The 21,899-nt window shown below is 63.2% G+C and carries 21 protein-coding genes and 1 pseudogene; 14 read left to right on the forward strand and 8 right to left on the reverse strand.

Annotated features, from left to right (window positions below):
* Window positions 1-54: 54 nt before the first annotated feature.
* A pseudogene (locus NKJ09_RS32515) lies at window positions 55-156 on the forward strand (AraC family transcriptional regulator); the annotation flags it as partial.
* 83 nt (window positions 157-239) lie between these two features.
* Window positions 240-917 (forward strand): HAD family acid phosphatase, encoded by a 678-nt coding sequence (locus NKJ09_RS18645; protein ID WP_352494903.1) that lies wholly within the window; start codon window positions 240-242, stop codon window positions 915-917.
* Between the two features lie 48 nt (window positions 918-965).
* Here the strand turns inward: NKJ09_RS18645 and NKJ09_RS18650 are convergent, their stop codons facing one another.
* Window positions 966-1,946 (reverse strand): quinone oxidoreductase family protein, encoded by a 981-nt coding sequence (locus NKJ09_RS18650; protein WP_352494902.1) that lies wholly within the window; start codon window positions 1,944-1,946, stop codon window positions 966-968.
* A 98-nt stretch (window positions 1,947-2,044) separates the two neighbouring features.
* Between NKJ09_RS18650 and NKJ09_RS18655 the strand changes: the two genes are divergently transcribed.
* The gene (locus NKJ09_RS18655; RefSeq protein ID WP_352483120.1) at window positions 2,045-2,437 is read left to right on the forward strand and encodes a winged helix-turn-helix transcriptional regulator; all 393 of its coding nucleotides are present in this window, start codon (window positions 2,045-2,047) and stop codon (window positions 2,435-2,437) included.
* A 75-nt stretch (window positions 2,438-2,512) separates the two neighbouring features.
* Here the strand turns inward: NKJ09_RS18655 and NKJ09_RS18660 are convergent, their stop codons facing one another.
* Window positions 2,513-3,118: an NADPH-dependent FMN reductase gene (locus NKJ09_RS18660; RefSeq protein WP_352494901.1), complete on the reverse strand. Its 606-nt coding sequence runs from the start codon at window positions 3,116-3,118 to the stop codon at window positions 2,513-2,515.
* A gap of 90 nt (window positions 3,119-3,208) precedes the next feature.
* On the opposite strand from NKJ09_RS18660, the gene NKJ09_RS18665 reads away from it, so the two are divergent.
* Entirely contained in the window at window positions 3,209-3,577 is a 369-nt protein-coding gene (locus NKJ09_RS18665; protein WP_352494900.1) for a winged helix-turn-helix transcriptional regulator, read from the forward strand.
* 50 nt (window positions 3,578-3,627) lie between these two features.
* Here the strand turns inward: NKJ09_RS18665 and NKJ09_RS18670 are convergent, their stop codons facing one another.
* Entirely contained in the window at window positions 3,628-3,993 is a 366-nt protein-coding gene (locus tag NKJ09_RS18670; RefSeq protein ID WP_245278591.1) for a hypothetical protein, read from the reverse strand.
* A 97-nt stretch (window positions 3,994-4,090) separates the two neighbouring features.
* Window positions 4,091-4,486, reverse strand: coding sequence for an acyl-CoA thioesterase (locus NKJ09_RS18675; protein WP_023678380.1), 396 nt, complete (start codon window positions 4,484-4,486; stop codon window positions 4,091-4,093).
* Window positions 4,487-4,847: 361 nt separating this feature from the next.
* Here NKJ09_RS18675 and NKJ09_RS18680 point away from each other — a divergent pair, with 361 nt between their 5' ends.
* From NKJ09_RS18680 to NKJ09_RS18695, 4 genes are all read left to right on the forward strand, one after another.
* Complete coding sequence (locus NKJ09_RS18680) at window positions 4,848-5,312, forward strand: YybH family protein (RefSeq protein WP_352494899.1); 465 nt, start codon at window positions 4,848-4,850, stop codon at window positions 5,310-5,312.
* A complete protein-coding gene (locus tag NKJ09_RS18685; RefSeq protein ID WP_352494898.1) occupies window positions 5,198-5,530 on the forward strand; it encodes a GNAT family N-acetyltransferase in 333 nt (110 codons plus the stop codon). The genes NKJ09_RS18680 and NKJ09_RS18685 overlap by 115 nt, the downstream gene beginning before the upstream one ends.
* Before the next feature lie 306 nt (window positions 5,531-5,836).
* Window positions 5,837-7,453 (forward strand): GMC family oxidoreductase, encoded by a 1,617-nt coding sequence (locus NKJ09_RS18690; RefSeq protein ID WP_352516009.1) that lies wholly within the window; start codon window positions 5,837-5,839, stop codon window positions 7,451-7,453.
* The gene (locus tag NKJ09_RS18695; protein ID WP_352494896.1) at window positions 7,450-8,661 is read left to right on the forward strand and encodes a mandelate racemase/muconate lactonizing enzyme family protein; all 1,212 of its coding nucleotides are present in this window, start codon (window positions 7,450-7,452) and stop codon (window positions 8,659-8,661) included. Before NKJ09_RS18690 ends, NKJ09_RS18695 begins: the two co-directional genes overlap by 4 nt.
* 105 nt (window positions 8,662-8,766) lie before the next feature.
* On the opposite strand, the gene NKJ09_RS18700 is transcribed toward NKJ09_RS18695, so the two are convergent.
* On the reverse strand, window positions 8,767-9,705 hold the full coding sequence (locus NKJ09_RS18700; protein WP_352494895.1) for a diacylglycerol/lipid kinase family protein: 939 nt from the start codon (window positions 9,703-9,705) through the stop codon (window positions 8,767-8,769).
* A 735-nt stretch (window positions 9,706-10,440) separates the two neighbouring features.
* On the opposite strand from NKJ09_RS18700, the gene NKJ09_RS18705 reads away from it, so the two are divergent.
* From NKJ09_RS18705 to NKJ09_RS18715, 3 genes are all read left to right on the forward strand, one after another.
* Window positions 10,441-10,875 (forward strand): DUF4383 domain-containing protein, encoded by a 435-nt coding sequence (locus NKJ09_RS18705; RefSeq protein ID WP_023719157.1) that lies wholly within the window; start codon window positions 10,441-10,443, stop codon window positions 10,873-10,875.
* A gap of 6 nt (window positions 10,876-10,881) precedes the next feature.
* Complete coding sequence (locus NKJ09_RS18710; RefSeq protein WP_352494894.1) at window positions 10,882-12,012, forward strand: hypothetical protein; 1,131 nt, start codon at window positions 10,882-10,884, stop codon at window positions 12,010-12,012.
* 160 nt (window positions 12,013-12,172) lie between these two features.
* Window positions 12,173-12,688 (forward strand): hypothetical protein, encoded by a 516-nt coding sequence (locus NKJ09_RS18715; RefSeq protein ID WP_352763259.1) that lies wholly within the window; start codon window positions 12,173-12,175, stop codon window positions 12,686-12,688.
* An 8-nt stretch (window positions 12,689-12,696) separates the two neighbouring features.
* Here the strand turns inward: NKJ09_RS18715 and NKJ09_RS18720 are convergent, their stop codons facing one another.
* Window positions 12,697-14,319 (reverse strand): FAD-binding oxidoreductase, encoded by a 1,623-nt coding sequence (locus NKJ09_RS18720; RefSeq protein WP_352494892.1) that lies wholly within the window; start codon window positions 14,317-14,319, stop codon window positions 12,697-12,699.
* 118 nt (window positions 14,320-14,437) lie between these two features.
* Here NKJ09_RS18720 and NKJ09_RS18725 point away from each other — a divergent pair, with 118 nt between their 5' ends.
* Complete coding sequence (locus tag NKJ09_RS18725) at window positions 14,438-14,932, forward strand: YegJ family protein (RefSeq protein ID WP_352494891.1); 495 nt, start codon at window positions 14,438-14,440, stop codon at window positions 14,930-14,932.
* Window positions 14,933-14,947: 15 nt separating this feature from the next.
* Here NKJ09_RS18725 and NKJ09_RS18730 read toward each other — a convergent pair whose 3' ends face one another.
* Both NKJ09_RS18730 and NKJ09_RS18735 read right to left on the reverse strand, forming a co-directional pair.
* A complete protein-coding gene (locus NKJ09_RS18730) occupies window positions 14,948-15,919 on the reverse strand; it encodes a hypothetical protein (RefSeq protein WP_352494890.1) in 972 nt (323 codons plus the stop codon).
* A 73-nt stretch (window positions 15,920-15,992) separates the two neighbouring features.
* Entirely contained in the window at window positions 15,993-17,033 is a 1,041-nt protein-coding gene (locus NKJ09_RS18735; RefSeq protein ID WP_352494889.1) for a CapA family protein, read from the reverse strand.
* Window positions 17,034-17,175: 142 nt separating this feature from the next.
* On the opposite strand from NKJ09_RS18735, the gene NKJ09_RS18740 reads away from it, so the two are divergent.
* Window positions 17,176-18,429: a hypothetical protein gene (locus NKJ09_RS18740; protein WP_352494888.1), complete on the forward strand. Its 1,254-nt coding sequence runs from the start codon at window positions 17,176-17,178 to the stop codon at window positions 18,427-18,429.
* Between the two features lie 113 nt (window positions 18,430-18,542).
* Window positions 18,543-21,728 (forward strand): excinuclease ABC subunit UvrB, encoded by a 3,186-nt coding sequence (gene uvrB / locus NKJ09_RS18745; protein WP_352494887.1) that lies wholly within the window; start codon window positions 18,543-18,545, stop codon window positions 21,726-21,728.
* Window positions 21,729-21,899 lie beyond the last annotated feature (171 nt).

Here is a 21,899-nt window from a genome sequence, read left to right on the forward strand (position 1 = left end):
TTGGCTACGACCTGGGGTGACGCACTTGCGCCGGAGATTTCGGCGGTGCGTCACCTGTCGGAGGGAAAGACCGCGAGCAGCGCGGCGTTCGCGGTCGGTTACGAAAGCGTGTCACAATTCAACCGGGGGTACGGTCGTCTGTTCGGTCTCGCTTGACAGCGGACTTCTCGTGACCGCAAAATCTCGTGATGCGGGCGATTGGTTGGAATAGAATTGCGCGTGTCGGGGCAATCGTGCTGATGATCGGCACAAATGTTCCTGTGCCGGCACGTTCCGACTCGCTCCTTCTCACAAGCCCGTCCCAGCCAGCCAATGTCGGCGATGCGATGCTGGCGGCTGCCAATTATCATGATTCCGGCGACTATGATCGCGACCTTGCGGCAGTGGCGAAGCAGGCAGGCGATTGGGTCGTCAAGCGCGCAATGGAGGTGCCTCGCCCCGCGCTGGTGCTCGATATCGACGAGACGGCTTTGGCCAACTGGGAAGTGATCACACGTGACAACTTCGGCCGCCCGATCGGCGGCGCCTGCGACATCGCAATCGACGGTCCCTGTGGCTGGGCCGCCTGGGATCAGCTTGCGAAGGATCCGGCCATTGACCCGGTGCTGGAGGTCTTCCGGCAGGCGCGAACGGCGAAAGTCGCGGTGTTCTTCATCACCGGACGTCCGGAGGACCAGCGTCAGGCAACCGAACAGAACCTGCAGTCGGCGGGCTATGCCGGCTATGAGCACCTTTACATGGTCCAGCCTGGAGCCAAATATGGTTCCGCCGCAGATTTCAAGGCACTCATAAGAGCCGAAATCGAAAAGGCCGGCTACACGATAATTGCCAATGTCGGCGACCAGCCATCCGACTTGTTCGGGGGGCATGCCGAGAAGCTGTTCCTGTTGCCAAATCCGTTCTATCGGGTTCGCTGACGGCCGGAACGGCACAAGCCCGGATCCCCGGCTCCTTGCCGAGCACTACTAGGGTATCAAGACGACCTTGCCGGTCGCGCCGCGCTCCTCCAGCAGGCGATGCGCCTGACTGGCCTGGTCGAGCGGGAAGCGACCGCCGTTGGTCACTTTAAGCTCACCACTTGCCGCCAGATTGAAGAGCCCCGACAGGTCGTCACGGAGCACGTCTGGAGACAGCAGCGGCAGCAGTGCAAAACCCCTCAGCGACTGGTTGCGGCCGATCATCGCCTCCATCTCCGGGGCGCCGAGCGCGTATCTGCCAAGTGCGGCAAACGCCAGCTCTCCGCGAGGTGCCAGAGCCTCCAGCGCAACCGCCGTCAGCGGGCCGCCGACAATGTCGTAGACGATGTCGACGCCGGCGCCGCCTGTCGCTACCCGGATGCGCTCTGGCCAGTCCGTTTTGCTGTAGTCGACGGCAACGTCGGCCCCCAGCGACAAAGCAAGATCGAGCTTGGCCTTGCTGCCGGCAGCCGCGATGACATTGCTCGCCCCTGCCCGCTTCGCAAGCTGGACAAGCAACGAACCGACGCCGCCCGCGGCAGCGGCGACCAGCACCGATTTGCCGGCCGGCGGGCTTTGCCGCGACAGATGCAACGCCGTCAGTCCTTGCACCATCAATGCCGTCGAGGCTTCGAACGAGAGCGCATCCGGCAAGGGCACGGCCAGGCTTGCGTCAATCGTCACATAATCGGCATAGCCGCCTAACGGGCGGCTCGAGGCGAACAACGGCGCGGCGACGCGCGTGCCGAGCAAGGAAGCATCCACCCCATGCCCGAGCGCCTCCACGATCCCGGCGGCCTCGACGCCAAGGATCATCGGCAGTTGCGGCGTCACCGCGTAGCGATCTGCGCGCATCAGCACTTCGAAGAAATTCACCCCGGCCGCACGAACGCGGACCAGGACCTCGCCGGCTTGCGGCTCGGGCTTCGGCACCTCAACCATTTCGAGAACGTCAGGGTCGCCGAAACGGTTCAGTTGAATGGCTCTCATCACACGCACCGATCGTTATTGGCATCGGCCGCTGTTTGCCACTATCTGCCTGGCTTCGACCACACACCGATTTGTCCGCCGCTGACCGGGAGGTGACCATGGCCAAGCTGATCAAGAGACTGCCGATGCTGCCGGCCGAGCGCGCGCTGAAAGTGATTTCGGGCCGCTGGAAGGCGATCATCCTCTACCATCTCTTCGACGGGCCGCGGCGGCTGTCGGCGCTGCAAGGATTGATGCCCAATATCACGCAGAAAGTGCTGATCCAGCAGCTTCGCGACATGGAAGAGCACGGCCTCGTTCGCCGCGAGATCTTTGCCGAGATCCCCTCGCGCGTGGAATATTCGGCGACGCGGCTCGGCCTCAGCCTCGAGCCCATCCTGCTGGCACTTTGCCAGTGGGGTCAGCACCACGCCGACGAGTTGAATGAGATGGACCGCCTTGCCGATTGCATCATCAGGCCAAGGCAAGCGCAGGACGCGCATGCCGTCTGAAAAAAACGGGCGGCGCATGCGCCGCCCTGAATCCTTGGGAGAATTAATCCTTGGGAGGATTGTTCGAACCTGCGCTCAGGCCGCCTTGACTTCCTCGGCGACGGCATCGGCCTGACGCGCCGTCTTCAGTACCCTGGCCCACCATGCAATGTCGTTGACGAGCGCGGTTGCCGCCTGGTTGAGGTGCTCGAATTCATCGAGCTTCTTCTCACCTTGCTTGACCGCAAGGAACTCGGCCCAGGCGATGTGGACGGCGGACTTCACCGGCGCCATCTGCAACTCGATCGCATGCAGCCTCAGCTGCTCGACCGCACGCGCGCCACCAACGCTGCCATAGCCGACGAAGCCGGCCGCCTTCTTGTTCCACTCGTTGGCGGCGTAGTCGATGGCGTTCTTCAGCACGGCCGTCGGGCCATGATTGTATTCGGCGGCGGTGAAGATGAAGCCGTCGAATCCGGCGACCTTCTTTTGCCAGCGCTGCGCCACTTCGTTCTGCGACGGCGCCCAGGCGGAGGATGCGACCTCATCGAAGAACGGCAGCGGGAAATCGCGCAGGTCGACGACTTCGACATCGATGTCGGCATGCGACCTGGCGATCTTGGCAATCCATTGGGCCGGGACGTCGGCAAAGCGCGCGGCGCGGGTCGAACCAATGACGATGGCGATTTTGGGTTTTGACATAGAGGGGCTCTCCTTACAGGAATACTGGTATCGTTTAGATACCTGCGCTATATGAGTAACTGGCCGCTCAATGTGCAAGGAGGCACTTTTTTGTTACCAAGGCACCCGCACCGCACCGAGGACTGCCGCGCCATCTCGGAAATCCTGCAGCGCGTCGGCGACAAATGGACCGTGCTCGTCGTCGGCAAGCTCGGCGACGGGCCGCTGCGTTTCAACGAGCTGCGCAGCGCGGTCGGCGGCATTTCACAGAAGATGCTGACCACCACTTTGCGCGGGCTCGAGCGCGACGGCTTCGTCACGCGCACCGTGTTCCCGACCATCCCGCCGCGGGTCGACTACGAATTGACCGACCTTGGCTACGAGCTTCTGGTGCCGGTCGGTGCACTCGGCGAATGGGCGCGCAAGAACACCGAGCGTGTCAAGGTCGCGCGCGAAAAATTCGACGCCATGCACAGCTGAGCCCTTGCGCTGCAAGGGTTTGAACCTGACGGGGATCCTCCGGATGAGCCCTACTGCTGTAATTGCATCTTGCTCTTCGGCAGCTTCTCGATCCGGTTCCATTTCGGGTTGGGACTGACCACCTTGCCGCCAATCGTGCAGGTCGTGGTCGTCTCCTTCCGGCAATTGCTCACCGTCGTACCGCTGGTGTCGCATTTCGTCGCCGAGCAGATCTCGCACTTGGCCGCCTGCCCGTTGATGGTGCGGTTTTCCGACGTGCAGGTGGCGCCTGGATCGCCTTTTTTGACCTCGGCAAAAGCGCTTGCGGACGACAGGCAGAGCAAGGCTGCAAACGCACCGGCCAGGGCAGCGTTCAGCATGTGTTGACGCATTGTCTTTCCTCCCAAGATCCCGTCGCTCGCGCTGCAGGCGCGCATGCGGGAACCCGTTGGTCAAAGACCACGCCGCATCGCTGCCCGCATCCCCCGCGCGGGAGAGACGGCTGTTTAAATCCATCTTCTGGAATCAGGCCGGTCAGCCTTCCGCGGGAACCGCCTTCGGCTTGCCTTCGCCGTCCAGCGCCACCATGACGAAGTCGGCATGGGTGACCTTCTCCATCAGGTCGGAGAGATAGCGCTGCGCCCAGGCCTCGACCTTGAGCGTCATCGAGGTGCGGCCGACGCGTTCGACATGCGTGTAGATGCACAGCGTGTCGCCAATCTTCATCGGCTTGGCGAAGGACATTTCCTTCACCGCCGCCGTCACCACGCGGCCCTTGGCGCGCTCGGCGGCGCGGATGCCGCAGGCGAGATCCATCTGCGCCATCACCCAGCCGCCAAAAATATCGCCCGCCGCATTGGCGTCGGAAGGCATGGCCAGCGTCCGCAGAGTCAAATCGCCGATCGGCCGCCCGTCCGCGTAATGCACCATGCGGGAAATCCTTCGAGATCGATTGTCCCATCCCGTATCGGGGTGGCGACGATGCGTCAACGCACCGTCGGGAATGTCGCAGTTTGAAAATTCGGCTACGAGCTCAATGAGCCGTTGGGCGTACGTTGCCGTCGACCGCTCAGCGGGTGAAGCCGACCGCGGGAGGTGTCGGCGCTTTGTGGCGTCACCATGCATGGTCCCGCCGGATTCTCGCGACGCCGTACGCCAGGATGACTTTCGTTATCGTTTGAAAGGGTGAACGCTGGTTGTCGGGGAGCACCATCGGTGGTTACCCTGATGACGACGCGGGAGGACAGCTCACGCCCGGCAAGCGGGCGAAATGATGAGATTGGAGGAGACGATGCCAGGTGATGAAACCGCGATTAGGGAATTGCTGGACAGTCGATCGGCTGCCATGGGCGCCAAAGACATCGAGTGGCTTATGTCCCTTTACTCCGATGACATAGTCTATTTCGACCTCGTACCGCCGCTTCGGTATGTGGGATCGAACGCCCTTCGCGAGCGGTTCTTGGATTGGTTTCCTCGCTGGTCTGGTCCGATTGGCCAGCAGCTTGGCCAACTGGATGTCGCAGCCGGCGACGCGGTTGCCGCCGCATGGATGCTCATCCGAGCGCACGGCACCATGAAAACAGGCGCGAATGTCGACTACTGGGTGCGCGTGAGCAATGCGTTTCGTCGATCTGGAAACAGATGGACGATCACGCACGGCTCGATCGGCTATGGCAGCTCAAGCGCGTGGATGACAGGCCGGTCTGGTCCCTGTCCTGCCTCTACGTGCGAAAACAATACCGCCGGCGGGGCGTAACATCCCAGCTGATTGCACAGGCCCTGGAAGTCGCAAGGCGCGCAAACGCTCCTGCCCTCGAAGCCTATCCTTTCGACGCCGACGTATCGCCGAGCGCTTCCGGCAGCGGATATGCCTCCACCTTCGCGCGCGCCGGGTTCAGGGTCGTCGCCCGCAGGACGCCGGCCCGCCCGATCATGCGCTATGATTTCAGGCAGATTGCCGATCATCGCCTGTGATGCTCGGACAGGCTTGCCGACAAAGCACAGGCGAAGGCGTGACCAACGTCCTGAGCTCAGATGGCGGGGCTTGAATTCGAATTACGAATTACGGTGACAGTGCACTAATTGATCGCAACCCGTTGCGCAGAGTTCGCGCTCCAATTAGTGGCACTGTCACTGTAACGCACTGTAATGCTTAGGGCAGGACACTGAATGCAAACGAAGTGCCGGTCGCTTTTTTCACAGGCGATGCCGGAAGCTCCGTGATCGCGGCGGTCCGCGGCGTCTAGGCTGAGCGAAAATTCGGAGCCAGCCGCAGCCACCATGCAGACCTATGACTTCATCATCGTCGGTTCCGGTTCGGCCGGCTCGGTCCTGGCCGAAAGGTTGTCGGCTTCCGGCCGCTTCTCGGTGCTGGTGCTTGAGGCCGGCGGCAGCGACCTCCGCTTCTACGTCCAGATGCCGCTCGGCTATGGCAAGACCTTCTTCGACCCGGCGGTCAACTGGAACTACAAGGCCGAGCCTGACCCCGGCCTCGCCGGCAATGTCGACCACTGGCCGCGCGGCAAGCTGCTCGGCGGCTCGAGCTCAATCAACGCCATGGTCTGGATCAGGGGCGCGCGCGAGGATTTCGACGCCTGGCGGGATGCCGGCAACCCCGGCTGGGGCTTCGACGACCTGCTGCCCGCTTTCAAGGCGCTGGAGGACAACCAGGCCGGCGCCGACCAATGGCGCGGCGTCGGCGGGCCGCTACATGTCACCGACTGCTCGACCTCCGTCCATCCGCTCACCAAGCGCTATCTCGCCGCCGCCAGCCAGGCCGGCCTGCCGCTCAACCCGGATTTCAACGGCGCCACGCAGGAAGGCGTCGGCGTCTATCAGATCACCACCAGGAACGGCCGCCGCATGTCGGCGGCGCGCGCCTTCCTGCGCCCGGCGATGAAGCGCAAAAATGTCCGCGTCGAGATCAATGCGCTGGCGACAAAAATCCTGTTCGAAGGCAAGCGCGCCGTCGGTGTCGAGTATCTCCAAAATGGAGAGACGAAAACCGCCCGCTCCGGCCGCGAGATCATCCTGTCGGGCGGTTCGGTCAATTCGCCCCAATTGCTGCAGCTTTCAGGCATCGGCCCATCGGCGTTGCTTGGTGCGCTCGGCATTCCCGTCATTTGCGCCAACGAGAATGTCGGAGCAAACCTGCAGGACCATGTCGGCATCAACTACACCTTCAAGGGCAGGCTGCCGACGCTCAACCAGATCCTGCGCCCGTGGTGGGGCAAGCTGCTGGTCGGCATGCAATATATCCTGCTGCGCTCGGGCCCGTTGTCGCTGTCGATGAACAATGCCGGCGGCTTCTTCCGCACAGATCCGGCCGCGGCACGGCCCAACATGCAGCTCTATTTCCAGGCCTTCTCGACCGTCATTCCGAAGAGCGGCGAGCGACCGATCCTGACGCCAGATCCGTGGCCGGGTTTTTCCATCGGCCTGTCCAACTGCCGGCCGTCGAGCCGCGGCGAAATCATGATCCGCTCCGCCAATCCGCGCGATTACCCGAAGATCGTCGCCAACGCGTTTTCGACCGATGCGGACGTCGCCGAAATGCTGGCGGCGGTGAAATTCGTCAGGAAGATCGCCTCGATGCCGGCGATGGCCGAGATCATCGAGGAGGAGGTTTTGCCGGGTCCGTCGATCGCCTCCGATGCAGATCTCATTCAGGATTTCAGGGAGCGCTCGGGCACCGTCTATCACCCGGTCTCGACCTGCCGCATGGGGCCGGACCCGGCGCGCGCCGTCGTCGATCCGCGCCTGAAGGTGCATGGCCTGGAAGCCCTGCGCGTCATCGATGCCTCGATCTTTCCAGACAACATCACCGGCAACACCAACGCTGCCGCGATCATGACCGGATGGAAGGGCGCCGAACTGGTTCTGGAGGATCAAAAATGAAGATCACCGACGTCAAGACCTGGGTTGTCGGCAATCCGCCGCCCGGCATCGGCGGCAAGTATTTCATCTTCGTCAAGCTCACCACCGATGGCGGCGTCGTCGGCTATGGCGAGGCTTACAACGCCACCTTCTCGGCCCATGTCACCGCAAAAATGGTCGAGGATATGGCACAGCGCTATCTCGTCGGCCGCGATCCGCACGACGTCGAGACCTTCTTCCGCCGCGCCTATTCGTCCGGCTTCACCCAGCGCCCCGACGTGTCGGGCATGGGCTGTTTCTCGGCGCTCGAAATCGCCTGCTGGGACATTATCGGCAAGGAGGCCGGCAAGCCGGTCTACAAGCTGCTTGGCGGCCAGGTGCACGAAACGCTGCGTTCCTATACCTACCTTTATCCGCACAGCGGCAGCGTCCACTCCGAGGATGCGCGCGGCAAGAACGTCTACAACGATCCTGATCTGGCCGCCGCCTGCGCGCTCGAATATGTCGAGCAGGGTTTCAATGCGGTCAAGCTCGATCCGGCCGGCCCCTACACCGCCTTCGATGGGCACCAGCCGCGCCTCGTCGACATCGACCTCTCCGCCCGCATGGTCAAGGCGATCCGCGAGGCAGTCGGCACCAGAGCCGACATCCTGTTCGGCACGCACGGCCAGTTCACCGCTTCGGGTGCATTGCGCCTCGCCCGCGCCATCGAGCCCTATGATCCGCTGTGGTTCGAGGAGCCGGTGCCGCCCGACATGCCCGAGGTCATGGCTCAAGTGGCGCGCGGCACTTCGATCCCGATCGCGACAGGGGAAAGACTGACGACCAAGTTCGAATTTGCCCGGGTCATCGAGAACCGTGCCGCGACCATTCTTCAACCCGACCTTGGCCGCTCCGGCGGCATTCTCGAAACCAAGAAGATCGCCGCCATGGCCGAGGCCTATCACATCCAGGTCGCGCCGCATTGCTATTGCGGGCCGATCGTCGGCGCCGCCAACATCCAGCTTGCGGTGACGCTGCCCAACTTCCTCATTCTGGAATCACTGAAGCAGTGGGACGGTTTTCACGAGAAGCTGCTCAAGAAGAAGATCGAATGGCAGGACGGCAACGTCATCCCGTCTAAGGAGCCGGGCCTCGGCGTCGAGCTCGATGAGGCCGTCTGCGAGGCGCATCCCTGGACCGGCAAGGACCTGCATTTGCAGATGATGCAGACACCGTTGATGCCGTGAGTTGTCAAGCGAGACCGACCAACAATGTCACGCGATTTCAACGTGTTGAACCTAGGATCGGAATCACCGCCGAAACAACTTGAATCAATCCCTCAACGGCTTGATTCAATATCTCAGCGTCAATGCGCCGGGCAGGATCTCGAAGGTCGCCGGTATGCGACCCGGCGATTCGCCGTCTATGTCGATCAGCGCGGCGTTCTTTTGCACATCGCCGAGCGGCTCGACAACCACCTTCTTGCCGCGCAGGATGGTGATCGCCGGATGGTTGCGGTGCCGCCCGCCATAGAGCAGGCGGATGTCCCAGATCAGCTTCAGCTTGCCGGCGGCGCGCAGGATGACGATGTCGAACTCGCCGTCGCTAAGCTCGGCGTCGGGCGCGATCATCATGCCGCCGCCGAAGAATTTCCCGTTGGCCACCGCCACCAGCGCCATGCGCGCCTCGACCGGGGCACCGTCATCGACGGTGATCGCAACGTCCTGGAACCGGTAGCGAAGGAATTCCCAGACCGTGCGCCAGTAGAACAGCGCCTTGGCCGAAACCTTGCCCTTGCGCTTGTCGGCGTTGACGGCACGGTCGGTGGCGCCGGAAAGCCCGAGGCTGGCGATGTTGATGAAATGGCGGCTGGCCAGCGCGCCGTGGTCGTCGACATAGCTGATGCACCCGGCATCGACCTTGCGCCCCTTGGCCTCGGCAATCCGCTTCAGTGTCAGATCGACATTATTCGATAGGCCGAGCCCGCGGGCGAAGTCGATGCCGGTGCCGCACGGCAGCAGCCCAAGTTCGGCCGTCCGGCCGCTTTCCCGGAAAGCCTTCAGCAGCCCGTCGGCGACTTCGCTGGCGGTGCCGTCGCCGCCGGCCGCAATCACCAGCTCGAAGCCGATGGCGGCAAGGTCGAGCGCCAGCCGTTCGGCATCGCCCTCGGCCTGCGTTTCACGCAGCTCGAAATCGCCGAAATGTCTTTTCAGCGAAGCCGCAACCTCTGGCCAATGCCGCTTGAGCCTGCCGCCGCCGGCGATCGGATTGAGAACCACCGCGACCTTCAAGCCTGCCTCCCCAAGGCCATCGAACACGCCTTCCAATCATTTGCCGCCATTGAAGCCCGCGCCGGCCCGCGGGGCAAGATCGAATGTCCGACAATGCGGCCTCCGCATCGAGGCGGCAAATCCCGGCCGGCGTCGGCAGAGATCGGAAAGTCGCTATTTTGGCAGGGTCAGTCCCCGATAATCCCGCTATTCACAGGCTTGCGGCAGTTTCGCCAAACGCTTATCCGGCGTACATTAAACCCATCTCAGGCGGCTACCGATCGCCACGCCGAAAGGCAAAGCGGAACGGCGGATTTCCTGAGGCCCGTACGGCCCTGAACGAGAACAGGCTTGCTTGTTGGAGGGATGGAAGCCGAGACCTACGGGGCCGCGGAAAGCGTGCGAACGCCAACGGCGGACCGATGCTGCCATGAAGGACGGCAAAAACCTTCGATGGCGCGCTGGGCAAAGCTCGCAAGAGTGGAGACCGGCGTGGTCCGGAACGGACGCTGCCCTCGGGTGGCGACTGGCAGGACCGTCAAAATCAAGGCCGGCATGGCGCGACATCTTTCGGGAGTTGCCGCCGCGACCGTGTCCTGATCTGACAGGGAGGCGCTGGGAGAAATCCCGGCGCCGACTGTCTTTGTGGCTCTTCCTGACGATTTTGCCGGCGACGCTTCACCCTGCGCCAAAATCAGCTACTATCCATTAGCCGTCGGGGGCCGTTTGAGAAGGCTGACGGCAGGGGGATACTTCATGACGCTCATCCAGAAGCTTGCTGTTGCCTATGCTTTCCTGTTCTTCGGTGTTGTTGCGATCGGCTATGTGCCGGCCTTCAACGATGCCGGCGGCAATCTGTTCGGCCTGTTCTCGCTGCAATGGTATGACGATTTGCTGCACGCCTTCTCCGGCGTCTGGGCGCTGGCCGCCGCCTTCATCTCGCACCGCCAGGCGGTGTTCTATTTCAAGCTGTTCGGCTCGGTCTATCTGTTCGACGGCGTGCTCGGCCTGGTCACCGGTTCCGGCTGCCTCGATGGCGGCATTTTCATCAACGGCTTCCGCTCCTTGAACGACATCGAATTCCCGGCCCGCTTTTTCGCCAACCTGCCGCACATCGTCATCGGCGGCTTCGCCGTCTATGTCGGGTTCTGGCTGTCGAAACGCGTGTACGACCATTTCGCCACGGCCTGACCGGCCATGTTCCTGTTCCGCTTGCTGAAGCGCATCATCAAGGCGATCCTCTGGCTTGTCGTCATTGTTGTGTTGATCCCGATCGCCGGGCTGGCGTACGGCTTTCTCACAACGCCGTCGCTGGACACAACACCATTGCCGGGGATCGCCGAGGGTGCCCCGCCAAAGGCGCTGGCCGACAAGGTACGTGCCGAGATCCCCGGCTACCAGCGGCCGGAGGAATCGACCTTTCTGACCTATCCGGAATGGGCCATCGTCTACGCCGCCCGCGAATATGCCGGCTTCGTCGACAAGAACCAGCCGAGCGGTTTTCCCTATCTCTCCTATATCGGCCGCTTCTGGCAGGACTATGCGATGGTGGTCCGCGCCAGCTCCGCCTACAAGTTCAACCTCGACAACCACCAGATGCTGGTGATCATCGGCACCAGCCACACGATCGAGCACGCCATCCAATGGGCCTATGAAAATACGGTCGGCCGCATTACCGAAGCGACGGCCGGCAAGCGCACCGCCGTCGACATCTACCAGGCCAAGGTAGCGGCCGACTATGCTGGTTTTCTCGACCAGGTGCCGTGGTACCAGTTTCCCTATGCCGAAAAGCGTGCCGGCCTGTTTGCCGTCCAGCCGGCAGCGGACGACAGCGCCGTCCGCACCAGCGAACGCAAGCTCGCCTTCGGCCTCGCCTACACCATCAAGCAGGGTTACGCCGATCTGATCAAGTCGGCGCTCGCCGCCACCACCGACCCGGCCTTGCTCGACATCCACGTCTGGGCCAAGGGTCCGGTCAGCGAGGTGACCCGCAACGAGCCCGACACCTTGCTGGAGCGCGATCTCGGCGCCGACGGCACGGTCTTCGTCACCAGGCGCTATCAGGTGTTCACCGACATGATCCCGCGCCTGATCGGCAAGGGCGTCTCCTTCGTCGAGATCGGCGGCAATGACGAGATCATGGTCACCGTGCTTTCCAATGACGAGATCAATGTTCCCCAAGGCGCACGCACCTTGTTCAGCTACCCGCTTCCGGCGGAACCTTCGACGCGCCGCACCGGCCTGACCGTCGCCGTGCGCAAGCTGCACATCGTGCTGCCGGCGCTGATGACGGCAGGCGCCAGGCTCGAACACGTCTACGATTACTGAGGCCTTTCAGTCACAGCCGGCCTCGGCAAGACGCTGCGTGACGCTCCGCCACGCTCATTCCACAATCGCGGCCAAATCCCGCCTTGTTCCGCAACGATTGATGATGCCGTAGCACTTTGATCTTGCGCACATGCGCCGGGCAATTCGGAGGGACAAGACCGTGATCAAGACCGCCCTTGTCGCCATGACCATCGTCGGCTGCGACTGCGACGCCAGGCTTTGCGAATATATCGGCGAGACGCCCGCCAAGTGGTCGACCATCGCTGAATGCGAAGCGGCAATGAAAAGCCAGATGCTGCGCGAGCGCAATTTCGATTATCCGCTGGTCTCGGGCATCTGCCGGACACAGAACTCGTCTTCGTCATCGCAGCTCGCGGCGACCACTTCGGAGCCCGAATTGACGACGGCCAGCACGGCCGCGACAGACCCGCTGCCGCCGGAGCTGAGCCATCGGCCCAGTGCAGCGGTCGGAACGCAGGCGACGGCGACGGAAACAGAAGCCGTCCGGCCGGTCGCCTACGAAGCGGCGGTCGATGGCGGCAGCGCCCTGCTCTACCGCACGAAGACCGGGTGCGCCGTGGTCAAGACCGATCTCGGCCGCGCCGCATCGGCAACGATCGGCATCGCCAGGCGCTCGGCGAACTGGCTGGCGGCGAAGCTGCCTGACGGTCTGTAACCGGCACTTCAGGCCGTGCCGATCAGTGCCTTGATGGCGCGGTAAAAAGTCGAGGAAAACAGCTCCCCCGGATCGTATTGCCGCTTCTTCGCCAGGAAGGACGGCAGTTCCGGATAGGAGGCAAGCAGCTCCTTGCCCGTGTAGTGGAGTTGGTAGGGCAGGAAAAAACGCCCGCCATGCTTGATCGTCACGTCGATCAGCGCCCTTGTCAGTGCCCGCATCCTGGCATTGCCGTCGGCGTCGGTCGGCTGATTGATGTAGAGCACCAGCGAATAGGCCGGCTCCGGCGCATAATTCAGCGCCACATCCTCCTTGTGGACGATGCGTACCGACGCGTTGAGCACCGGCAGGCTCTGGTTGCGCAGGATCTCGCGCGCTTCCGCGATGAACGGGTTATAGGCCGCCCGCGGGATGAAATATTCGTGCAGTATGTCGGTCTCGTCGAGCAGGTCGTTGAACAGATAGGGCACTGAATCGTGCATCGGGTTGTTGCGCGTGACCAGGCAGGCCTCGCCCTCGGCCATTGCCGCCGTCCGCGCCACCGTGCAGCTCTCGAATTGCGGCTCCAGCGTCTTTTCGGTGAACCATTTCAGCTCCTGGAACAGGCTGCCCCATTTCGCCAGGTTGATGATCACCCGCTTGAGCCCAACCGAGCCCGGTTCACCGATTGCCGGCTGGTCGGCCGGCGGCTGGTCGGCGACCTTGTCATAGCGATAGACGATCATATCCTCGAGGAAATTGCCCGGCGCAGTCGACAGATGCCCATAAAACAGACCAATCGCCCTGTTTGGCTCCAGCACCTCGGCGAAGAACGTCGGGAAATCGTCCGATTTGATGATCTCGCGCGAGGTGCGGTAGACGGCGTTGTCGACGATGTCGAGTGTCGCCTCCAGCACCACGCCGAACAGGCCGTAGCCGCCGACGACGTGGCGGAACAGCTCGGTGTTTTCGGCCGGTGAGCAGGTCGTCACCGAACCGTCGGCCAGCATCACCCGCATCGAACGGATCGAGCCGGCGACCGAGCCGGCCTGATGGTCCATGCCATGCGCGTTGACCGACAGCGAGCCGCCGACCGAAAAGATGTCGGTCGACTGCATCGCCTTCACCGCGAAGCGCGGGTGCAAAAGGTTCTGGATGTCGTGCCAGCGCGCGCCCGGCTGCAAGGTCATCGCCTTCGCCGCCGCATCGACGCTGATCTTGTTGAATTTGCGCATGTCGAGGACCAGTGCGTTATCGTCGAAGGCGTGGCCGCCCATCGAGTGGCGCACCGCCGCGACCGAGACCTTCAGGCCATTGGTGCGGGCAAAGGCCAACGCGCTCGCAATGTGGTTTTCCTCGCTGACTTCGATAACGCCGTAGACCGGCGTCATCGAAACGCCGCTGGCATCGTTGATGTCGCCGCCCTTGGTCAGCCATGGCAGCGACGGATCGTAGGCTGGCGCGTTCTCCAGCGGCTTCAGCGCCAGGTCGATGCCGTCAATGTCGGCAATGCGCCCGGAATTCTTCTGCGCCGACGGGCCGCGGGCCAGCCGCGCCACGGTCGTGCCGCCCCAGACCATCGCGCCGCCGACCACCGCCGCACCAAGCAGCAGCCGCCGCGACAGGCGAAACCCCTTGCGTTCCTCGATCATAGCCCCACCCCACTGTCCCAGGAATAGCGCCTGATGGAGACAAAAACCAGTTGCCAATCAGACGTTCGGCGAATGATGATCCGGTTTGTCTGGCGGAAATGTCGAAAGCAGTCTCACCATGAAGCTTGCAGCCCGTACCGCGCTTGCCCTGTTGCTCGCGTTTGCTCCGGCATCAGCCGACGCGCAAACTCCTGGTCAGGGCGACGACAAGGTCGTCAGCGTAGCTGGCGACGATCCGGAGATGGCGGCCGCTATCGAGCAGGCGCGTGCCGGTCTCGACGACTTCCTGGCATTGGCCGACGCGCCTCCATCCGGAACCGCCGACTTCCAATTGAAAGTCATGGTCAGGGACGGGGACGCCACGGAACATTTCTGGGTCATTCCCTTCCACCGTACGGCGGCCGGATTTGCGGGAACCTTGGACAACGAGCCGCAGACCGTTCACAACGTCGTGGCAGGCCAGGAGATCGAATTCAGCCGGGACGATATTTCCGACTGGGGTTATATGAAGAACGGACGCCGGGTGGGAAGCTTCACTGTCTGCGTTCTCTTCAAAAAGATGTCGAAGGATGACGCCGACTATTATCGCCAGAACTATGGCTTCGGTTGTTGACGGCTGAATTCCAGTTCAACCGGCTTCTACATCGTTCACGCCGATCTTTCGCACCAGCGCCGCTGTCGCCAGGATCGCGCCCATGTCGGCGATCATCGGCGCGACATGCTTGGTGTAGTCGAGGCGCGTGGAGATATCCGGCAGCTCGAAGAAATTCCTTTCCTGCGGCAGCAGCAAGAAGCCGTCGCTGCCGCTGAGCGCAACGCGTGCCGGATCGTTCGGCCGGGTTTCGCCGAGCCATCGCAGCGCCTGCGCCAGCCGGCCGGTCACCAGCGGCTGCGCCGCCTCGATATTGTCGGTGCGGAACTCGTAGGCGGCATCGAGCTCCGGCACGCCGCTGGACAGTTCCTGCATCTTGCTGCCGAAGATGCCGCGGAAGAAGCCGACGACCTTGTTGGTCCGGCGCGCGGCGACCAATGTGCCGGGGAACGGCACGATCGTCTCGAAGGCGACGATGACGCCCTTGAACACTGCTGTCGTGCTCTTGCCCGTCCCTTCCCGGAGATCTGCTTCGTAAAGCTCGAACGGAAACCTTTCATAGCGGCCGGAAAAAACATCGTCGAAAGACTGCCGGCTGAACGGGCCAACCGTCTCACGCGGCAACCGGTCAAACGAATTCGGCTTGACGTTGTGCCGGTATTGCATGTTCTCGATGAAGCCGAAGACGATCGGCAGCAGAGTGCTGCGGAACGACTGCCGCAATTTGCCCGCCGGCTTGATCGCCTTGAAATAGAGCAGGATTGCCGCCAGGAAGCCGCCGATATAGAGGAACACATGCGGGGTCGAGAACCACTGCTCGTTCGGGTCGGCAACCCCGTTGAAAAGCCAGGCCACAAGCGCCACGAACACCAGCAGCAGTCCGATGAACATCGGCACCCGCCAGCGCGTCTGGCGATGGGCCGAAGCTCTTTCGGCCTCGTAGACCTCGATGTTCTTCCTGATGCCGGCGATCACCGCTTCGCTCGGCATGAAATCCGCTGTTTCCATCGCCCACCCGCCGCCACAAGCTTGCCTGCGTAGCGCATGATAGCCGGTTTTGTGGACCGCGTCAGCGCAGCCATCAGCGCCCGGCACCGAAGATTGCATCGAGGCGGGCCGAAACTCTTTGCCTGGATTTTCCCTTCAACGTTTCGACCGGGACCAGCCGCTCATGATCGCCGGTGCGCAGCCGCATGAAGGCATGCAGCCGGTAGGCGGCGATGGCCCCGCGCGTGCCGGGATCGGCGCTGATGTCGACGACGAGAATGGCGCCGATACGGCCCGGCCATGGCTGGCGCGCGAAGGCAGTGCCGAAGAAATCGCCGAGCCCGTAGGCAACGAGCGTCTTGCCGATCCGCTCGATCGGCTGCACGACGTGGGCATGATGCCCGGCGACCAAGCCGACGCCATGTTCGGCCAGAAGCCGCGCCAGTGCCCGCGTCTTCGCACGCGGAAAATGCCGGAACTCCCAATCCCAATGCGGCACCGCGCAGAGGAGATCGACACCCGATGCGGCACCGCGCGGCCATTGCGTCGGATCGCCTTGCATCGAGACTCGGCCCGCGAATTGAGCCGCGCCGGCGTTGCGCCACAGGGTAAAGCCGGCAAGGCCGATGGTCAGCGGCCCGACCGCAAACCGTTCGACTGGAGCCCCAGCACCGATGGTGCGGCTGCCGAGCCGCGCTATCGCGGCGACAGTCTCGTCGAAGCCGGCAATGCCCTGGTCGAGCACATGGTTGTTGGCCAGCGACAGCACCAGTCTTTCCAGCGAAATGCCGGCGGCGGCCAGCGCCTCGGCAAGAAACCGCTCGCTCATCGCATGGTGCGTGCCGAACCTCGTACCCAAAACAGAGCTCGGCCGTTCCACGACCGGGCTTTCGCAATTGCCGACCACGAGATCGGCCGAGGCGAGCAGCGCCGCGATCGCCGGATCGCAGTCCGGCACACGACGATTGGCCACCGCCGAGATGTCGCCGACGAATGCCAGCCGCACCGTCCGCGCCGGCGCCGGTTCGAGCAGGGCTGCCGCCATCGGAGCGAAGCCGCGAGCCGCGCCGCCGAGCGAAGGCCGGAGGAAACGGGGCAGCCAGGACAGTTTGTAGGAAAGCGGATAATTCGACACGCGACGCCCAATCGTTTGCCCTGTGTAGACCGTCCGCCGGATTGATTGAAGCGTCGACTGTTATCGGTGAACCACAGGGCTACAGGCGCGCGAACCAAATGCGTGTATGATCCACTGCGGAGCGACAAAAGGGGCGATCACGATGACGCGTTTTTCCAGGCTGATGGCAGGCGCCATCGTTCTTCTCCTGCCGCTGTCCTCGGCCAGAGCCGCGGCTCCCGAACCGACGGCCCTGTTCGAGGCAAAAACCGTGGCCGAGCGCGACAGCGCGCTAGCCGCGCTGGAAGCCGCCGCGCCCGGCAATCCGGCATCGGCCTATGCCGCCGGCGCCGGTGAATTCTTCACCGCGCTGGAGATCCTGGCGGGCGGTCTGCACCGCCACGGTTTCGACAGCCCGCAATCGTTCATGCTGCCGCTGATGCGGCTGCCGGTGCCGGACAATGTCGATCCCGAGCCGCTGACCTACGAACAATTCCGCGCCATTCTCGTTGCCTTTCGCGACCGGTTGGAGAAATCCGCAGCCACGCTGGGCTCGGTACCCGCCGACGCCGACATCGGCATGGTCATCGACCTGACCCGTGTCGGCATCGACCTCAACGAGGACGGCCAGATCGCACCGGATGAAAGCGCCGCCGCGATCATGGCCTCTCTGTCACGCGGCGGCGGTGCGCCAGACGCGGCCGCACCCGCCCTCACCTTCCGCTTCGACCGCGCCGATGGCTACTGGCTGCAGGGCTATTCCGAATTCTTGATGGCACAGGCCGATTTCTGGTTGGCGCATGACTTCAGCAACACCTTCGACGGTTCGTTCCATATGCTGTTCCCGCGCGCCAACCTGCCGCTGCAGGACACGCTCGTTCCGCCGGACGGCGGCATGAGCGGCGGCATGTTGTCGTCCGAATGGCGCATCGCCGACTTCATCTCGCTGGTCCATCTCGTCAACTGGCAAGTGGTCGAGCCGGAGCGCCGGCAAGCGGCGCGCCGCCATCTCATGGAAATGATCCGGCTGTCGCGCGAGGACTGGAAAGCCATCCGCGCCGAAACCGACAATGACCGTGAATGGCTGCCCGGGCCGCAGCAAAAAGGCGCCAGCCCGCTCACCGGCCTCGAGGTCGGCGAGCAGCAGGTGCAGGCCTGGCTCGCCGCGCTGGCCATGGCCGAGGATCTTCTGGAAGGCCGCACCTTGCTGCCGCATTTCCGCATCGCCGACAAAGGCATCAACATGAAGCGCTTCTTCGACGAGCCGAAGCCCTTCGACCTGGTGCTGTCGATCACCGGCCCGGCCATCGCGCCCTATCTCGAGCGCGGCAAGATTCTCACCAGCGAGGAGTTCAACCAGATCCAGCGCCAATTCGGCGGCGCCGGGTTTCTGACATTTGCGCTTTGGTTTAATTGAGCGGGAAACTTGGACGGTGCTCCTGACACCCTCCTGTCAGCAGCTGGATTGTGCCTCGCGCCCCTCGGCACTCCGCTCTTTCCATTTTGGCCGATACCTCCCATATTCGGGCCATGGCCAGACTCTCCGACAAGAAAACGCCGCCGCCGGCGAATGACGATCGCGCATCGCCGCCCAAGCGGCGCAGTCCGCTGACCGATTTCCTCGATGCCTCGGAGCCACTGCACGGCTTTGCCGAAGCGCCGCAGGCCGAGCTCACCGGCGCGCCGCTAACCGGCTCGATCGCCGACTGGGCCGAGCAGATCGAGCAGGAAGCCGAGAAGGAAGGGCGCGTTTCCGGCAAAGTCGGCGGCAAATTAGCGAAGCCGGCGAAAAAGATCCCCGAGCGCTCCTCTTCCCCCGGCCGTACGGCACGCGGTACCTCGATGGGCGGCGCGGCTTCGGCGCGGGAGCGCACTGCGGCCGGTCTCAACCCTGTCGCTGGCCTCGATGTCTCCCTGGAAGAGGCCGAGACCATGGCTTCGGGTGGCGTCACCGCCACCGTCGCGGCGCTGTCGGCGCTGATCGAATCCGGCAATCCGCTGCACAAGGACGGCGTACTGTGGACGCCGCACCGCCCTGCCCGGCCGGAAAAATCCGAAGGCGGCATCGCCATCAAGATGGTCTCGGATTTCGAGCCGGCCGGCGACCAGCCGACGGCGATCAAGGATCTGGTCGAGGGCGTCAACAGCAACGACCGCACCCAGGTGCTGCTCGGCGTCACCGGCTCGGGCAAGACCTTCACCATGGCTAAGGTGATCGAGGAGACGCAACGCCCCGCTCTGATCCTGGCGCCCAACAAGACGCTTGCCGCGCAGCTCTATTCCGAGTTCAAGAAATTCTTCCCGGAAAACGCCGTCGAGTATTTTGTCAGCTACTACGACTATTACCAGCCTGAGGCCTATGTGCCCCGGACCGACACCTACATCGAGAAGGAATCCTCGATCAACGAGCAGATCGATCGCATGCGCCACTCGGCGACGCGCTCGCTGCTCGAGCGTGACGACGTCATCATCGTCGCCTCGGTCTCCTGCATCTACGGTATCGGCTCGGTCGAGACCTATACGGCGATGACCTTCCAGATGCAGATCGGCGACCGCCTAGACCAGCGCGCGTTGCTCGCCGACCTCGTCGCCCAGCAATACAAGCGCCAGGACATAAACTTCGTCCGCGGCTCGTTCCGGGTGCGCGGCGACACGATCGAGATCTTCCCGGCTCACCTCGAGGACCGTGCCTGGCGCATCTCGTTGTTCGGCGACGAGATCGAGGCGATCACCGAATTCGATCCGCTGACGGGCCAAAAGACCGGCGAGCTGACGAGCGTCAAGATCTACGCCAATTCGCACTATGTGACGCCGCGCCCGACCTTGAACCAGGCCATCAAGTCGATCAAGGAAGAACTCAAGCATAGGCTGGTCGAACTCGAACGGGCCGGTCGGTTGCTGGAGGCGCAGCGGCTGGAGCAGCGCACCCGCTTCGACCTGGAGATGCTTGAGGCGACCGGCTCCTGCGCCGGCATCGAGAATTACTCGCGCTATCTGACCGGCCGCCAGCCGGGCGATCCGCCGCCGACCTTGTTCGAATACATCCCCGACAATGCGTTGGTCTTTGTCGACGAAAGCCACGTCACCGTACCGCAGATCGGCGGCATGTATCGCGGCGACTTTCGCCGCAAGGCGACGCTGGCCGAGTACGGGTTCCGCCTGCCGTCATGCATGGACAACCGGCCGCTGCGCTTCGAGGAGTGGGACGCCATGCGCCCGCTGTCCGTCGCGGTTTCGGCGACGCCCGGCGGCTGGGAGATGGAGCAGTCCGGCGGTGTTTTCGCCGAGCAGGTCATCCGCCCGACCGGCCTGATCGACCCGCCGGTCGAGGTGCGCCCGGCCAAGACGCAGGTCGACGATGTGGTGGGCGAAATCCGCGAGACCACCAAGGCCGGCTACCGCACGCTGGTCACCGTGCTGACCAAACGCATGGCCGAGGATTTGACCGAATATCTGCATGAGCAAGGCATTCGCGTGCGCTACATGCACTCCGACATCGACACGCTGGAGCGTATCGAGATCCTGCGCGACCTGCGCCTCGGCGCCTTCGACGTGCTCGTCGGCATCAATTTGCTGCGCGAAGGCCTCGACATTCCCGAATGCGGCTTCGTCGCCATTCTCGACGCCGACAAGGAGGGCTTCCTGCGCTCTGAGACATCGCTGATCCAGACCATCGGCCGCGCCGCGCGTAACGTCGATGGCAAGGTGATCCTCTATGCCGACCAAATCACCGGCTCGATGGAGCGGGCAATGGCGGAGACCAACCGTCGTCGCGAAAAGCAGATGGAGTGGAACGCGGCCAACGGCATCACCCCGGAATCGGTCAAGTCGCGCATTTCGGACATCCTGGACTCAGTCTACGAGAAGGACCATGTCCGCGCCGACATTTCGCAGTTCACCGACAGCGCCGGCGCGATGATGGGCAACAATCTGAAGGCGCATCTCGACGCCCTGGAAAAGCAGATGCGCGACGCCGCCGCCAACCTCGATTTCGAAAAGGCGGCCCGCATCCGCGACGAGATCAAGCGGCTGCGCGAGATGGAACTGTCCATCTCGGACGACCCGCTGACCAAATATGCCGACATGGAAAGCCCGGTTTCGGGCCGCGAAAAGGGCAAGCACAACAAGGGCGTGGCCAAACATCGTACAGCAGAGGAACAGGAGCGTTTCCGCAAGCTCGACGAGGCACGTGCCGCCGAAGAGGCAGCCAAGGCTGCACGGCCCAACCTCTTCCGCAAGCCGGAGCTCGACGAAATGGGCGCCGACGGTGCCGTGCCGGTCAAGAAGCCGCTCTTCGCCAAGCCCTCGCTCGACGCGATGGGACCCGGCACCGACATGCCGACGCCGGCCGGTGCCGTGCCGCGCTCGCTGTTCAAGAAACAGTCGGCCGAAGAAGCGCACGGCTCCGATTTCGGCATCCCCGGTGACTCGACAAAACCGCTGTTCAAGAAGAATTCGCTCGATGAGATGACGGTTCGGCGCACAGAAAAGCCGATCGAAGGAAAGGTGCCGGCAAAGCCACAGGCAATCTCCCCCCGTGTGGGGGAGATGCCAAATGGTGGCAAAGAGGGCAGGGCAGAGAGGGGCGCGAAGGATCACGACGATTCTGCCAAGCCAATCGTTCGCCAGCGTGCCGGCATCGGTTCTTACGAAGACCCCGCCGACGCCCGCCGCGAAAAGCGCCGGCCCGGCAAGACTGGTCGGCCAGGACGGTAGAGAGCTTCCCTTCTCCCCTTGTGGGCCTGTTGCGTAATTCGCTGATTGTGATTCTCTGAGGTGGACGGTCTGAGGGAATCGCGATGGCAGTGAAGCAGACGGGCCAGTTGAGCTTGGCGGAGGCTTTTCTAGGCACCAAGCTTGTGGGCGGCACTTCGCCGCTCGACCGAT

Origin of the sequence: Mesorhizobium sp. M0189, assembly GCF_040322135.1 — a bacterium.
Lineage (GTDB): Bacteria > Pseudomonadota > Alphaproteobacteria > Rhizobiales > Rhizobiaceae > Mesorhizobium.